Here is a 15,830-nt window from a genome sequence, read left to right on the forward strand (position 1 = left end):
CGTCCGTGCGGGTTGAGGTACAGTGCGCGACGGACGGCAAGCGGAAATAACCAGAACGTAGATGACACCGGCGCTCGACCGGTGACGGAGAACACATGCATTTTCGGCAGATCAAGAAGAACATTCGGCGTAGCGCCGTGGCGCTCGTCGCGAGCCTGGCTGCGGCCTCCGCGGCGCATGCGGGCAACTGGTGCGAGGGCGGCGTATGGGTCGACGCCATGCTCGGTTCGTATCACATCAATCCCGACCCCAATACCCATTTCGAGCAATTCAATCCGGGTCTCGGTGTCGAATGCTGGCTCAACAATCAATGGGCGCTGACTGCCGGCGGCTTTCGCAATTCGCTGCGGCGGCCTTCGTATTACGGCGGCGGCGTCTGGGCGCCCGAGTTCGCGCACTGGGGCATCGTGCGGATCGCGGCGATGGGCGGGATCATCTCGGGCTACAACTACGGCAACTGGGGCCTGGGTCGTAATCACACGATCGGACCGGTGGTTGCGCCGATCGTGATGGTCGAATACAAGCGCGTTGGGGCGAACTTCATTGTGATTCCGCCGATCCCTTCGGACAATCTTCCGTTCACGATCGGGTTTCAGGTGAAGGTGAGGTTCTGATCCGCAAAGGTGAGCGGTTCCAGGATGGTGAGGAATTCCAGGAGATGGCCTCATCGTGATCAATGGTGAGGATCGCCAGGAAATGCCGTCACCTTAGCTAAAGGTGAGGTGTTCCAGGAGACGCCGCTACTTCGATGAAAGGTGAGGCGTTCCATGGTGCGTGACTTCACGTCGGCGAGAGGTGAGACGTTCCAGGAGGTGCCGCCGACGCAGCGAGAGGTGAGCTGTCCCAGGAGTCGAACTGCACCGTGGAAGCAGTAAAAGACACGTCAAGGTGAGGAGTTCCAGGAGATCGCTCGCATAAGGTGAGCGATTCCAGGAGGTGAGCAATCTCCATGTTTAGCACGCACCTGAAATAAGGTGAGGATTTCCAGGGAGTCTCCTCATGGCCGTTCACCGCGCTGCACGGAATATCCAGAGTAAGCCTGCGATTGCGTGGGAAGCGCAGGCCTCACGCGAAATCGCTGCTAGCGACCCAATCAATCTTGCGACCTTGTACAGAGTGCCAAGCCGCATCTGGGAGCCATGCGAAAAAGCCAAAGGTGAGAATATTCGGGAGCACGCAAGGTGACAATGTGACTACCTGTCAGCGCACTTTCGATTCGAAGGTGAGAAGATTCGGGAGACCTGCGCCGCACGCAGCTACCGCTACCTGCGAATCGCTTTCCATTCACATGGAGCACCTTCATCAATGACGCCCCGCGCCTTTGGCAAAGAAATCAAGGCGGCACTCCTGCCGCACGCGGACGCTGAACGCGCGCTTGCGATGCGTGCCTATATGCGTCACCACTTCGAGTTCATCGGTGTGCCGACACCTCTGCGGCGGCAAGCGGTATTGCCGGTGTTCAAACGGCTACCGGTGGAGAATGCCGATTCTCTGCTCGCGTGCGCGAATGTTTTATGGGCGATGCCGGAACGCGAATTCCAGTACGTCGCGACTGACCTGTTGGCGCGCAAGTGGAAGACGCTTGAGCCAGCAGACATCGCACACTTATTGGAGCTCGCTCAGCGGAGCGCCTGGTGGGATTCGATCGATCCGCTGGCGGGTGTTGTCGGCGATGTTCTGAAAGCCGCGCGAATCCATACGCCGGGAATACAGGCCGTTATGGATGCGGCGCTCCAGCATGAATCGCTATGGGTTCGGCGCATCGCGATGATTCACCAACTCGGCTGGCGCGAGCATACCGACGAAGCGCGTCTTTTCAGCTACGCGCGTTCGCTGGCCGCCGAAAGCGACTTCTTCATCCGTAAGGCTATCGGCTGGGCGTTGCGCGATTACGCGTGGCATGCGCCGCACGCGGTGAGCGCTTTTCTTTCCGCTTCACTGGATATCATGTCGCCGCTTACGCTGCGTGAGGCGTCGAAGCATCTGCCGAACGTAACGCGAAAATAATCGGGATATAAATCGAAATATAAATAGGCGTTAATTAACGGCACCAAAACCAGAAACTTTAGAAAAATATTTAACCCCCCGGGCGTGCTCAAAAACCGTGTAGTCATCGCTTAGTAACATGCGCGAGCAATACTCGGCGGTGCTGAAATCTTCACACAAATTTGCAAAAAAACGCGCTGCTCCGATCGAGAGTTGACGCGAAGGCCATACGCTCGGGGGCTTCACATGACTATCCGTCATCGCATCACGCTTTTGGTTATCTTGATGTTCGTCGCTTTGTCGGCGATCGGCGGCTACGCGGTCTATCAGACGCGCGGCAGCGCTGCCGAAGTGCGCAAGGTGACGGAAGGCGTCGTTCCCAGCGCACTCGCTTCGGCTGACCTCGTCTCGCAAGTCAAGGATGTCCAGCTCGCGACCATGACCCTGGTCTACGCACCGGACGCCAACATGGTCGCCCAGGCGCAGGACGAACTGAAGAAGAAAAAGACCTCGTTGCAACAGGCCCTCGCGCAGCAGGGCAAAGAGGCCGCGAGCCACGCCCAGCAAGGTCTCGTCTCCCAGGCCAACGACAGCCTGGAGAACTACTTCTCCGCTATCGCCGAGACGGCGAAAATGAAGGCCGACGGCAAGAACGAACTCGCGCAAGCGTATCTGTTCGCGAACGTGGCGCAGTATCGCGACGAACTCGAAGGCATCGTCGAGACGCTGCGCGTCGAAAAGAACCGTCAGAAAGACGAGGCGATCACCACGCTGAACGCCACGCTTTCCACCACGACGACAGCCATTGCCGCGGTCACCGGTATTGCGATCATTCTGCTGACCTTCATCGGCACACTGCTCTATCGTCAGATCACCCGCCCGCTCAGCCGCATGCAAGCCATGATGAGCGAGATCGCGTCGAGCCAGGATTTCACGCGCCGTGTGCCGGTGGGCCGGCTGGATGAGATCGGCCATTCGATCGTCGCTTTCAACGGCATGATCGAGAAGATCCAGGAGAGCTCGGCGCAGCTCAAGCAGAAGACCGCCGACATCCAGGCGATGTTGCAGAACATGCAGCAAGGCATCTTGACGGTGGTCGACGGCGCCGTGATCCACTCGGAGTACTCGGCGTACCTGGAAGACATCTTCGAAACGAAGGACATTGCCGGGCGCGCTCTGATGGATCTGGTGTTTTCGGATACCGATCTCGGCTCGGATGTGCTTTCGCAAGTCGATGCCGCGGCGCATGCCTGCCTCGGCGAGGACTGCATCAACTTCGCATTTAATCAGCATCTGCTGGTCGGCGAAATTTCGAAACGCATGGCCGATGGCCGCGTGAAGATTCTCGATCTCAGCTGGTCCGCGATTACCGACGAAAACGACGTCATCGTGCGCTTGATGCTGTGCGTGCGCGACGTGACCGAGCTGCGCAAGCTCGCCGCGGAAGCCAGCGAACAGCGCCGCCGTCTCGACATGATCGGCGAGATTCTCGCGGTGAGCGAAGAGAAGTTCCATCACTTCATTGAAAGCTCGGCCGGTTTCGTCAGCGAGAACGAGCGCATTATCCGCAAGCATTCGGAGGCGGACCATGCGGCGATCGCCGAGCTGTTCCGCAACATGCACACCATCAAGGGCAATGCACGCACTTATAACCTGGCGCATCTGACGAACGTCGTCCACGAAACCGAGCAGAGTTATCACGAGTTGCGCCAGCCCGACGCCGACCGTTCATGGGACCAGGACCTCCTGATGGAGGAGTTGACGCGCGTGCGCGAGGCGATCGAGAGCTACGCCCACATCAACGAACAGAGTCTCGGCCGCAAGGCCAAAGCCGGCGTGAACAACGCCGGCAATGCCGGCCGCTACGTGATGGTCGAGAAGGATCAGATTCAGCAGACCCTGAGCATGCTGGACCAGACCAACGCCGGCGAACTCCATGAATTGCAGTCGATGCGCAATGCGATGCGCCAGGCCCTGCGCGCGCTCGGCAGCGAAAGCGTGCGCGACGCGCTGTCCGGTGTGCTGGACTCGCTGCCTTCGCTCGCACAGGAACTGGGTAAGCCGGCACCGACCGTGCGTATCGACGACAACGGCTACCGTCTGCGCGGCCAGGCAGGCGGCACGCTGGGCAACGTGTTCATGCATCTGCTGCGCAATTCGATGGACCACGGTATCGAAACGGCCGAGGCGCGCAGCGCGCACGGCAAGAGCCCGGCCGGCACGATCGATATCGAAGTGGGCGTGGATAGCGGCGCGTTGCAGATCACGCTCAGCGACGACGGTCGCGGCCTCGCGCTCGAACGGATTCGCGGCATTGCGGTGCAGCGCGGCTGGATCGGCAGCGGTGATCAACTGAGCGACGAAGCCATCGCCGAGTTCATTTTCCGGCCGGGCTTCTCGACCGCTGCGACGGTCACGGAAGTGTCGGGCCGCGGCGTGGGTATGGACGCCGTGCGCGACTTCCTCAAGCGTGAGCACGGCCGCATCGAACTGCGTTTCACCGACGATCACAAGGGCGCATCGTTCCGTCAGTTCCAGACCATCGTCTGTCTGCCGGACAGCGTCGCGGTCGATACGCTGGGTGTGCAGGCGCGCGGCGACGCCGGCGAACTGCAAGTCGGTGCGATGGTGGATTGAACGCTGGGCGAGCGCGGCTTGACGGCCTGACGCGCGCTTCGCGACGGACTTCGGAAGGATAGGTTGTGATTCAACAGTACGTATTGGCGGCGGTGGCAGGCAGCGCGGTGACCGCGCTGCTGGCATTTGTCGTGCACAAACTGCATAGCACGAAGCTGAAGGCACGCCTTTGCGCCGAGGCCGATGTGCGGCTGCGGGCGTTGACGGCGGAACACGCGAACCACGGTGACGCGATCCGCGAACGCGAGCAGGCCGCGCAAGAGATGGAAGCGTTGGCCGCACAGTTGAACGAAGAACTGCGGCAGCAAGCGGCCAGCGTTGAAGAATTGCGCGCAACGCTGAAAGCCGCGGCCGACGACAAAGACCAGTGGGCGCATCAGGCGCAACAGATCGCCGGCGAAGCCGCGCGTCTGAAGGGCCTGGGCGCGACATTCGAGCGTTGGCACGAGCAGATGATCTCGCTGATGACGCAGAACCACGACATGCACGCGAAGAATCAGGAGCTGTCGTCGATTGTCCGGCATGTCGTGATCGTGTCGCTGAACGCGTCGATCGAAGCCGCGCGCGCGGGTCCGGCCGGACGCGGCTTCGCCGTGGTGGCAAGCGAGGTCCGGGCGCTGGCCGCGCGTTCAGAGGAACTGTCGAAAAGCTACCGCGACAGCCTGCATCGCAACGATCTGACCACCACCTCCACGTTTCAGGACATCCAGGCGGGCGGCAAGATGATCGCGGCGTCGCTCTCCAGCGTCGAATCGCTCGCCAACCAGTTCCGTGCGAAGTTGCACCAGGTGCCGATGTGATTACGGGCAACGCCAAGGACAGCTTCGAGCGGATTTTTCGCAAGGCGGCGCAGGCGCGCCTGCCGCAGGACTCCGGCGACACGTGCGAGATCGTGCCGCTCGCCGAGGCCGGCATGGGCGCCACAAAGGACACCGAGGTGGTTGTGCTGACCATCTCGTCGATCATGTTCAGATTGCTGCTGATCCTTCATTTCGACGAGAACGACAGCACCCGTCACTACTACCTGAACGAGGCTGACGAGCGCCCGTTCCAGGAAGTGTTTCTGGAAATCTGCAATCTGTGCTGCGGCGCGATGAATCAGGAATTGCTGCATTACTTTCCGGACCTCGGCATGTCGACGCCATATGTCTTGAGCGCGCGTTGTCTGGGGCATCTGCAGGAATTGAAACCGGGTTTTCTGTCGTCGTATTCGATCACGCTGAACGGTTCCGTGCAGCTTGCCGCGACGGTATGCGTGTGCGCGCATGCGCCAATCGACTTCGTGGCGGACACGAGCACGGTCGAGGAAACCAGCGGTGAGCTGGAGCTGTTCTGAGTGTTGACCATGATGTCGATATCCGCATTGGGCAGGAGCACGAAATGAACATGAACAAACCGGTCAGCAAGGTCTTGGTGCTGGACGACTCTCCCATGCATAAAGAGGCGCTGAAGCGTTTCTGCGACGAGCACAATCTGGTCGGCGTGAAAGTCGGCAAGAACCGCTTGCAGTCGGTGCTGCGTTCGAACATCGATCTCGGCGCGGTGCTGTTTGCCGAAAGCTACGGCGGTTCAGTCGAAGCGAGCGCCGAGATTGCGATCAGGATCAACGCAGTGCGCCCCGAGTTGCCGATCATCATTCGGCGCGATGACGATCCGAGCCTCGAGGGTTTGCCGGAGAGCTTGCGCCGCGTGGTCTGCGCGGCTTACGTCGCGCACGACATGGCGCCTTTGCGCAAGGTGATCGACGAATACATTTTCAGCCTGGATTATCCGAACGCGCTGGTGCGCGGCATCGCCGACATGACGCAGGCGATTCTCGGCGACGTGTTCAAGGACCTGAGCATCACCTGCGACACGCCCTATATCGTGCGCGACCGGATCATCTTCGGCGAGGTGTTCAGCCTGATTCCGCTGGAAAGCGCATGGTGCCGCGGCTACATGATGATGCAGGCGGAAGAGACACCGATTCTCGAATTGCTCGATCGCTTTCGGACCAGCGAAAGTGCGGAAGACGGCGAAGCAAACTTCCGCGATCTGAATGGCTTGCTCGGCGAAGTGACGAATCTGATCTGGGGTTCGTTCAAGAACCGCTATGTCGGTGACGCGCACGCGTGGCTGAGCAGCCAGGTGCAGGTGCCGTTGCTGGTGAATCACAAGCACAAGTACATCTCGTTCGGCACCGGCAATCCGCAGCTGTGTTTCATGTATTCGCTGACGGACCCGCGCTCGGGCCGTGCGGTCAAGCTGCACCAACGTTTCGTGTTCAGCCTGAGCTGGTCGCCGGAGGACTTCAGGGAAGTCACGGACGACGTCGGCGCCATGGTCGAAGCGGGTGAACTGGATCTGTTCTGAATGTTGTCATAGGAAAAAACATGTCGAAAATTCTGGTGGTGGATGATTCGAGCACGGTGCGCGACGAAGTGGCCGGCTTTCTGAAGAAGAACGGTCTGGACGTCGACACGGCGGTGGACGGCAAGGACGGCCTCGCCAAACTGAAGGCGAGCCCCGGCATCAAGCTGGTGATCAGCGACGTCAACATGCCGAACATGGACGGCCTGACGATGGTCGAGAAGATTCGCGGTGAACTCGCGAACACGACCGTCAACGTCATCATGCTGACGACCGAAAGCAGCCCGGCCATGAAGGAGCGCGGCAAGGCGGCCGGCGTGAAAGGCTGGATCGTCAAGCCGTTCAAGGGCGACGCCGTGCTGGAAACGTTCCGCAAGCTGGCTAGCTAGGCGCTGTATGCGCCGGGAACCCGCCAAAGGTGAGGTTTTTCGGGAGCCCGGGCGCCGGTGATTTGCAAAGCATGATTCGCTATAACGGCGGCGGTTGAAACACGCTAGTCTGCGAGCATGTGCCAATTGCTCGCCCTCAGCTGCGCGGAACCCACTGACGTCAGTTTCTCGCTGACGGGTTTTGCTGCTCGCGGCGGCCTCACCGACCATCATGTCGACGGCTGGGGCGTGGCGTTCTACGAGGATCGCGCCTGCCGCGTGTTCGTCGATGAAAAGCCGGCGTACCAGTCGCCGGTGGCCGAGTTTCTGAAGAGCTATCCGATCAAATCGCGCAATGTCGTCGCGCATATTCGCAAGGCGACGCAAGGCGGCGCTCGGGTGGAGAACTGCCACCCGTTCATGCGTGAATTGCGCGGTCAGCAATGGGTGTTCGCGCACAACGGTGACCTTCAACCGCTCGATGAAGCAGCGCATGGGCCGTATACGCCGGTCGGCACGACCGATAGCGAAGCGGCGTTCTGCTTCATCATGAATCGCCTCTACGCGCATTTCGCCGTTCAAGCGGATGCCGATGCGAATGCTGACGCGGACGACCTCGATGCCGTGTTCGGCGTCATCGAGCAGGCGACCCGCACGCTGAACCCGTATGGCATTTTCAACTTCGTGCTTTCGAACGGCACGGCACAATTCGCGTATTGCTCGACGCGTCTGTCGTACGTGATACGTCACTGGCCGTTTTCGAGCGCGCGTCTCGTCGACGGCGACCTCTCGGTGGACTTCGCCGAGCGTGGCACGCCGGCCGATCGCACGGCAGTGATCGCCACCACGCCGCTCACCGACGAAGTGTGGACCGCCTGCCAACCCGGCGACCTGCTGATGTTCCGCCGCGGCGCATTGTTGCGGCGCGCGCATGTCCCCGTTCCCGCCGCAGTCCTTGCGACCGCCAGGTACGCACCTTCCGAATTGTCCGCTGTCCCGGCGTGACATCGCGCCGACGCGCGGCCTTAGAAGCGGCCTTAGAAGCGGCCACGCTACCGGCACTTTCATATCCATCGAAGAATTAGTTAGTTTGCCGACGCAAAGGCATCTCGTATCGTTGCGCCAGATTTAAACAAATACAACATTGATACGGGAACTCGAAAAATGAAACGTCTTTCTCTCCTCGCATTGCCTGCCGGTCTCCTGCTTGCTGCCAGTGCTCAGGCACAAAGCAGTGTCACGCTGTATGGCATCGTCGATGCCGGCATTGCCTATGTGCACAACGCACAAGGCGCGAACGGCCAGAATCAATCCTCGCTCGTGAAATTCAGCAGCGGCAACCTGTCCGGCAGCCGCTGGGGCCTCAAGGGCACCGAAGACCTCGGCGGCGGACTCGCTGCGATATTCCAGCTTGAAAACGGCTTCAACATCGGCACGGGCGCGCTCGGCCAAGGCGGCCGTGAGTTTGGCCGCAAGGCGGTGGTTGGCCTGTCGAGCGGTACGTGGGGCACGGTCACGCTCGGACGCCAGTACGATCCGGTCGTGGATCTGGTTCAAGGCCTCACGGAAGACAATTACTTCGGCGGTGTATTCGGCACGCCCGGCGACCTGGACAACTACGACAACAGTTTGCGTGTGAGCAACTCGGTCAAGTATGTGAGCCCGCTGTTCGCCGGCTTTCAGGTCGAGGCGCTGTATGGCGTGGGTGGCGTGGCGGGCGCGACCGGCAGCGGCCAGACCTACAGCTTCGGCGCGGCCTATGCGAATGGCCCGTTGTCGCTTGGCGCGGGCTATTTCTACGCGAACGGCGGCAACTCCACGACGGCGAATGTGCGCACGTGGACCAGCAGTTCCGACTCGCTGTTCAACACGGTTATCAACGCCGGCTTCGCGAGCGCGAAGTCGATTCAGATCGTGCGTGTGGGCGGACAGTATGTGATCGGCGCGGCAACGTTCGGCGCGGCCTACTCGAACACGCAGTATGCAAACGACGCGTTCTCCGCGTTCGGCAGTACCGCCAAGTTCAACAACGGCTCGGCGTTCTTCAACTATCAGATTACCCCGGCCTTGCGCACGGGCGTGGGCTATAACTACACGTCGTTGACGGGCCCGAGTTCGGCGCACTACAACCAGGTCAACCTCGGTGCGGACTATGCGTTGTCCAAGCGCACCGAACTGTATGCGTTGGCGGGCTATCAGAAGGCGAGCGGCAACACACTGAACGCGAGCGGCAAGGTAGTGAGCGCCCAGGCATCGATTGGCGATTACGGTGTGAATTCAGGCACCAACAGTCAGGAGTTGGCGGTGGTGGGTATTCGCCACAAATTCTGATTGCCTGGATGAATGCGCTGGCTGCCGTGATGGCGGCCGGCCTTCCTGTTGCCTTCAAAACGCTCAAAGGTGAGAACTTTCGGGAGCCGACAGTCAGTCGGCGATACGTGAGCCCACACGTATCATTCCGCCTCACCATCCAGCAATTCCGACGACGACTCCCGCAGGCATTCGCTGAACAGATCCGCCGCCGGCGCGGAGGTATCGGCGCGCCATACCAGCACGACTTCACCCAACGGTTCGAGCGGCGCGAGCGGCAATACGCGCATGCGTCCACGGCTTACGTGATGCCGCGCGATCGACAGCGGCAGGATCGACACGAAGCCACCGCCAATCAGCAGCGACAGATTCAATGTCAACGAACTCGATTCGACCGCGCCGCGATCGAACGGAATGCCCTGGCCGGCGAGTGTTTCGGCCAGCGTCGCGAACGCGGGTGAGCCGCGCAGCGGCGTGATCCAGCGCGCCGTGCGCAGATCGTTCCAGTTCACCGGCAGGTCTACCTTGCCGAGTGGATGACTCGCACCCACGACAAACACGAACGGCTCACGGTGCAAGGTCTGCTGGCGCAGCAAGTCCTGGTTGTCGGCGATGCGGTTGCGGCCCAGGGCGAGATCGAGCTCGCCCTCGTCGAGCATCTTGATCAGCTTGTCGAGCGTCGCTTCCACGAACGACAGCGTGGCTGACGGCGCGCGCCGCATGAAGAGTTCCACGGCATGCGCGATCAGCGGCTGCGGAATCGTCACGACCGCGCCGAAGCGCACGTGACCCGCCGTGCCGGTGGTCAGCGCGCTGACGTCGCGGCGCGCCAGCTCGATGTGCCGCAGGATTTCCCGGCCACGTGCGGCCATCACCTTACCGATGCTGGTCAACTCGACGGCATTGCCGACCCGCCGGGCAACCGGCACGCCGAGCGCTTCCTCGATTTCACCGATCTGCTTCGAAATGGCCGGCTGCGTGACGTGGAAGGCGGCCGCGACCCGCGTCACCTGCCCAAGCTCCGCGAGGCTCACGAGGATACGCAGGTGCGGCAGCTTCAAGCCGCTGCGGAAGAAGCGGTCGATTGCGTCGTTTTCGGTGGTTGCCATTCGTGTGGACTCGGTAAACATAACTGAATGGTAATGACCTGCGCCGAAACAGTGATTTGCGGTGCGGCGCTCAACCCGGCTAATCTTCTGCATCGGCAGGACGGTAGAGCGGGAAGCGGGTGGGGCGAGCATAGCAGCTACTCACCGATCGTATGACTCAGGGTATAACCGGAGCCGCTCCACGCGCCGCATCGCCGCGACCACAGCGCGCATTCAAGCGCGCGGAAGGAGACAAGCATGAGCACCCCACTGTATGGCGGCGCCGGGCAGCCCGCTGTGCCTGATCAGCCCGCGGAATCCGCGGAACGCATGGCGCTGTATCGCAAGCTCGCCTGGCGCATCGTGCCGTTTCTGTTTCTCGCGTTCATCGTCGCGTATATCGATCGCGTGAACGTGAGCTTCGCCAAGTTGCAGATGCTCACCGATCTCTCGTTGAGCGAGACCGTGTACGGCGCGGGCGCCGGCATCTTCTTTCTCGGCTACTTCATCTTCGAGGTGCCCAGCAACCTCATCTTGCATCGCGTCGGCGCACGCATCTGGATTGCGCGGATCATGGTCACGTGGTCGATCGTCTCGTGTCTGACGATGTTCGCGAGCGGCGCGACCTCGTTTTATATCTTGCGCTTTCTGCTCGGCGTTGCCGAAGCGGGTTTCTTTCCCGGCATCGTGCTGTATCTGTCGACGTGGTTTCCGTCGAACCGGCGCTCGCAGATCATCGCGCTGTTCATGGCGGCAATTCCGGTGTCGGGTGCGATCGGCGGTCCGGTGTCGGGCTGGATCATGCAGCAACTGGCCGGCGTGCATGGGCTCGCCGGCTGGAAGTGGCTGTTCCTGATTGAGGGGCTCGCTTCGTTGCTGGTAGGCATCGCAGCGTTCTTTGTGCTGCACGATCGCATCGAGTCGGTGAGCTGGCTGAACAAGGAAGAAAAAGCGTTGCTGGCGCGCGACCTCGAAGCCGATGCGCTGACCCGCGCGCATCAGACGGTACGCGGTGCGTTTGCCAATCCGAAAGTGTGGCTGCTCGGCCTGCTGTATTTCTGCATCGCGATGGGCAACTACGGACTCGTCTTCTGGCTGCCAACCATGATCCGCGCGAGCGGCGTGGTGAGCGTGGCGAATATCGGGCTGCTGTCGGCGGTGCCGTCGCTGATCAGCGCGGTCGCGATGATCCTGATCGCGCGTCACGCCGACAAGCACGACGAGCGCCGCAAGCACGTGGCCGTGTGCGCGGTGCTGGGTGCCGCCGGCATGCTCGCCTCGGTGCTGCTCGGCCAGCACGTGTGGCTCTCGATGGCGGCGCTGGTGGTTGCCGCGATCGGCATCAATTCGATTGCACCGGTGTTCTGGGGTATTCCGACCGCGTTGATGGGCGGCGTGGGCGCGGCGGCGGCCATTGCGGTGATCAACTGCACCGGCAATCTGGCGGGCTTCGTGAGCCCGTATGTGATCGGCTTTCTGAAGGACACGACCGGCACCTTGCTGCCCGGCATGATCGTGCTCGCCTGCGCGCTGGTGCTGGCCGCCGTGATCGTGCTGGCGATGCCGGTCACGCGTAAAACAGCATGAGGAGGGTTGGATGACGCAGCAGGTTTGTATGGTTACCGGCGCGGCTACCGGCATTGGCGCGGCTACTGCGTTGCGCTTTGCGGGTGCCGGCTGGGCGGTGGCAATCGGAAACTTCGACGACAGCACGCGCGAAGCGGCGTTGGCTGTCGAAGCGCAGTGCAAGCGGCTCGGCGCCGAGACGATGGTGTTCGACGTCGACGTGGGTTCCGACGCGGCTTGTGTGAAAGCGGTCGATGCGGTGGCTTCGAAGTGGCAGCGCATCGATGCGCTGATCAACTGCGCCGGCACGACGCGCTTCATTTCGCACGGCGATCTGGCCGCCGTCGACGACATGGAGTTCGAGCGCGTATATCGCGTGAACCTGATCGGCATGTTTCAGATGACGCGCGCCGCGGTGCCCGTGCTGCGCGATTCGTCGACCGCGGCGCATAGCACGGCGGTGATCAATATCTCGTCGCTGGCCGCACTGAACGGCACGGGTTCTTCCATTGCCTATGCCGCCTCGAAGGGCGCGGTCAATACGCTGACGCTCTCGCTTGCCCGCAATCTCGCACCGCGTATCCGCGTGAATGCGTTGGCGCCCGGCATGGTGGACGACGGTTTGCCGCGTCGCGTGCTGGGTGAAGAGGCGTACGCGAAGGTCATCGACAGCATGACGAATGTGGCGCCGCTCAAGCGCGTATCGCAGCCCGGCGAGATCGCCGACCTTGCCTGGTTCATCTGCGCACACGCGCCTTCGATGACTGGCCAGGTGATCGCCGCCGAGAACGGCATGTTGCTGAACGGCTGAACGTGCGGCACCCGAACGCGAACACGGATACGAACACGGACAGGAAAAATCATGAGCAATCTCCACAAGCACCGCTCGCGCACCGTCACCGAGGGCATCACGCGCACGCCGCATCGCGCGTTCCTGCGAGCGACCGGCATGGACGACGCCGCGATCGAAAAGCCCTTCGTTGCAATTGTCGATACGTTCGGTGAAAACACGCCGTGCTCGATGTCGCTCGCGGCGGTCTCCGACAACGTGCGCCTCGGCGTCGCGGCGGGCGGCGGCGTGCCGATTCGCGGCTCGGCGATCTCGGTGTCGGACGGCACTTCGATGAATCATTCGGGCATGCGCTTCAGTCTCGTGTCGCGCGAGATCATCGCGGATAGCGTCGAAGTGTTCGTGCGCGCGCATTGCTATGACGCGTTCGTCGGCGTGGCCGGTTGCGACAAAACGCTGCCCGGCATTCTGATGGGCATGGTGCGGGTGAACGTGCCGGGTGTGTTTCTGTTCGGCGGCGCGATGTTGCCGGGCATCGCCCCGGACGGCTCGCAAGCCACCATCCTCACGGCGATCGAAGCAGTCGGCGCGGCGCAACGCGGCGACATGTCGCTCGAAACCTTGCGCGGCATCGAGAAGCGTTGCACGCCGGGTGCGGGATCCTGTCCCGGCCAGTTCACCGCGAACACGATGGCGATGGTCGCCGAAACGCTCGGTCTCGCGCCGCTCGGTTCAGCGATGGTGCCCGCGGTCTACAGCGAGCGCATCGCCATTGCGCGCCGCGCCGGCGAAACAGTGATGAACACGCTGAAAAACGGCGGTCCGCTGCCACGCGATCTGGTCACGCGCAAGAGCCTGGAAAATGCCTGTGCCGCGGTGGCCGCCACTGGCGGCTCGACCAACGCGGCGCTGCACATCCCGGCGATCGCGCACGAGGCGGGCATCCGCTTTACGTTGGACGATGTGTCTGAGGTGCTCGCCCGCACGCCGTTGATCGGCGACTTGCAGCCGGGCGGCAAATATCTCGCGCTGGATCTGTATCACGTCGGCGGCGTGCCGGCGGTGCTGAATGCGTTGCTCGCAGGTGGTTTTCTGCATGGCGATACGTTGACGCAAACCGGCGAAACGCTTGAAACCGCGCTGAAGGCGTTCGCGGGTCCTGACGGTCGCGTCGTCCGTGCGCATAACGAGCCGCTGAGCGAGAACGCCGGGCTAGTGGTGTTGCGCGGCAATCTCGCGCCCGATGGCGCGTGTCTGAAAACTGCCGGCCTGAAGTCGCTGGTGTTCAGCGGCACCGCGCGCGTGTTCGAAACTGAAGAGGCGTGTATGTCGGTGGTGTCGAAGCGCACATACCGGGAAGGGGACGTGCTGGTGATCCGTAACGAAGGGCCGAAGGGCGGCCCCGGCATGCGCGAGATGCTGAGTGTGACGGCGGCGATCTACGGCCAGGGCATGGGCGAGAAAGTCGCGTTGCTCACCGACGGACGTTTCTCCGGCGCGACGCGCGGCATGTGTATCGGCTACGTCGGACCGGAAGCGGCGGCGGGCGGTCCGATTCGTCTGCTCCGAGACGGCGACCGGATTCACATCGACGCGCACAAAGGCACGCTCGAGGTCGAATTGAGCGACGAGGAACTGGCGCGGCGTAGCAAGGAGCTTGTGCCGTTCACGCGGGGGCGCTTGGGCGGCGTACTGGAGAAATATGAAGCGCTGGTACGGCCGGCGAATCTCGGCGCGGTGACGCACTCGGGCGCGGTGGAGTGGCCGTATGAGGCGTCGATCGGCGAGGAGGAGGCATGAGCGCCGCCGTCGCGCCGCATACGCCCGATACGCCGCGCATCGGGTTTTGCGGCATCGGCAAGATGGGCGAGCCGATGGCCTGGCGCCTGCTCGCGGCCGGGCACGCGTTGCGGGTGTGGAACCGATCGCCGGCGAAGCTGGCGGCGCTGGCCGCGGAAGGCTGTGTCGTCAGCGACTCGCCCCGGCAGCTGGCCGAGGCAAGCGATGTCGTGATGCTGTGTCTCGGCGATGCCCACGCGGTTGAAGACGTCGTCTTCGGCGCACAAGGACTCGCGCACGCATCGACCCCGCCGCGCTTTCTGATCGACCATTCGACCATCGCGCCCACCGGGACGCGGCGCCTCGCGCGGCGTTGGCAAGAACTGACCGGCGGCGTGTGGATCGATGCGCCGGTGTCCGGCGGCACGGCAGGCGCTGTGACTGGCACGCTCGCGATCATGTGCGGCGGCAGCACGAGCGATATCGCCGCCGTCGAGCCGCTGCTGCGCGCCTATGCCTCGCGTGTCACACGGATGGGCACCACCGGCGCGGGACAGGCGACCAAACTCGCGAACCAGGCGATTGTCGTGACGACCATCGCGGGCATTGCGGAAGCCTCTGTTCTGGCGCAGCGCGCAGGCATCGACGTCGCTGCGATGCCGGCCGCCCTGCGAGGCGGCTGGGCCGATTCAGTGCTGTTGCAAACCCTGATGCCGCGGATGCTGACACCGCCGTCGAGTCCATCGGGCACGATCCGGACGATGCTGAAGGATCTCGACGCGGTGGCGGAGTTGGCGCGCGGCGCCAGCGCGCCGCTGCGTGCCGTCGGTGTCGTGCGCGAGCTGTTGCGGGAGGCTGTTGATCGAGGACTCGGCGACGAAGACATCTCGCAGATCGTCCGGGTCCTGCGCGATCAGCACATGCCGCATGAGCCGGAAATCAACAACGAGGATTAAG

At 62.3% G+C, this 15,830-nt stretch carries 14 protein-coding genes; 13 read left to right on the forward strand and 1 reads right to left on the reverse strand.

Annotated features, from left to right (window positions below):
- Positions 1-95 precede the first annotated feature (95 nt).
- From BCY88_RS15905 to BCY88_RS15945, 9 genes are all read left to right on the forward strand, one after another.
- A complete protein-coding gene (locus BCY88_RS15905) occupies positions 96-614 on the forward strand; it encodes a hypothetical protein (protein WP_120345212.1) in 519 nt (172 codons plus the stop codon).
- 691 nt (positions 615-1,305) lie between these two features.
- Positions 1,306-2,007, forward strand: coding sequence for a DNA alkylation repair protein (locus BCY88_RS15910; RefSeq protein ID WP_120345213.1), 702 nt, complete (start codon positions 1,306-1,308; stop codon positions 2,005-2,007).
- Between the two features lie 225 nt (positions 2,008-2,232).
- Complete coding sequence (locus BCY88_RS15915; RefSeq protein WP_120345214.1) at positions 2,233-4,623, forward strand: ATP-binding protein; 2,391 nt, start codon at positions 2,233-2,235, stop codon at positions 4,621-4,623.
- A 65-nt stretch (positions 4,624-4,688) separates the two neighbouring features.
- On the forward strand, positions 4,689-5,423 hold the full coding sequence (locus tag BCY88_RS15920) for a methyl-accepting chemotaxis protein (RefSeq protein WP_120345215.1): 735 nt from the start codon (positions 4,689-4,691) through the stop codon (positions 5,421-5,423).
- Positions 5,420-5,959, forward strand: coding sequence for a hypothetical protein (locus BCY88_RS15925; RefSeq protein ID WP_120345216.1), 540 nt, complete (start codon positions 5,420-5,422; stop codon positions 5,957-5,959). Before BCY88_RS15920 ends, BCY88_RS15925 begins: the two co-directional genes overlap by 4 nt.
- Positions 5,960-6,003: 44 nt before the next feature.
- Complete coding sequence (locus BCY88_RS15930; protein ID WP_120345217.1) at positions 6,004-6,975, forward strand: chemotaxis protein CheX; 972 nt, start codon at positions 6,004-6,006, stop codon at positions 6,973-6,975.
- Positions 6,976-6,995: 20 nt separating this feature from the next.
- On the forward strand, positions 6,996-7,361 hold the full coding sequence (locus BCY88_RS15935; protein ID WP_028196001.1) for a response regulator: 366 nt from the start codon (positions 6,996-6,998) through the stop codon (positions 7,359-7,361).
- Between the two features lie 117 nt (positions 7,362-7,478).
- Positions 7,479-8,345, forward strand: coding sequence for a class II glutamine amidotransferase (locus BCY88_RS15940; RefSeq protein ID WP_120345218.1), 867 nt, complete (start codon positions 7,479-7,481; stop codon positions 8,343-8,345).
- Positions 8,346-8,504: 159 nt separating this feature from the next.
- Positions 8,505-9,671, forward strand: a complete 1,167-nt coding sequence (locus tag BCY88_RS15945; protein WP_120345219.1) for a porin — start codon at positions 8,505-8,507, stop codon at positions 9,669-9,671.
- Positions 9,672-9,793: 122 nt separating this feature from the next.
- On the opposite strand, the gene BCY88_RS15950 is transcribed toward BCY88_RS15945, so the two are convergent.
- Positions 9,794-10,759, reverse strand: a complete 966-nt coding sequence (locus BCY88_RS15950; protein ID WP_183081380.1) for a LysR family transcriptional regulator — start codon at positions 10,757-10,759, stop codon at positions 9,794-9,796.
- A 237-nt stretch (positions 10,760-10,996) separates the two neighbouring features.
- Between BCY88_RS15950 and BCY88_RS15955 the strand changes: the two genes are divergently transcribed.
- Genes BCY88_RS15955 through BCY88_RS15970 form a run of 4 tightly spaced genes read left to right on the forward strand, consistent with a single transcriptional unit; the run spans position 10,997 to position 15,829 of the window.
- On the forward strand, positions 10,997-12,325 hold the full coding sequence (locus BCY88_RS15955; RefSeq protein WP_120345221.1) for an MFS transporter: 1,329 nt from the start codon (positions 10,997-10,999) through the stop codon (positions 12,323-12,325).
- Between the two features lie 10 nt (positions 12,326-12,335).
- On the forward strand, positions 12,336-13,115 hold the full coding sequence (locus tag BCY88_RS15960) for an SDR family NAD(P)-dependent oxidoreductase (protein ID WP_120345222.1): 780 nt from the start codon (positions 12,336-12,338) through the stop codon (positions 13,113-13,115).
- A gap of 51 nt (positions 13,116-13,166) precedes the next feature.
- On the forward strand, positions 13,167-14,894 hold the full coding sequence (gene ilvD, locus BCY88_RS15965; RefSeq protein ID WP_120345223.1) for a dihydroxy-acid dehydratase: 1,728 nt from the start codon (positions 13,167-13,169) through the stop codon (positions 14,892-14,894).
- Positions 14,891-15,829, forward strand: coding sequence for an NAD(P)-dependent oxidoreductase (locus BCY88_RS15970; protein ID WP_120345224.1), 939 nt, complete (start codon positions 14,891-14,893; stop codon positions 15,827-15,829). The genes ilvD and BCY88_RS15970 overlap by 4 nt, the downstream gene beginning before the upstream one ends.
- Position 15,830 lies beyond the last annotated feature (1 nt).

Origin of the sequence: Paraburkholderia fungorum (assembly GCF_003610895.1) — a bacterium.
Classification (GTDB): domain Bacteria; phylum Pseudomonadota; class Gammaproteobacteria; order Burkholderiales; family Burkholderiaceae; genus Paraburkholderia; species Paraburkholderia fungorum_B.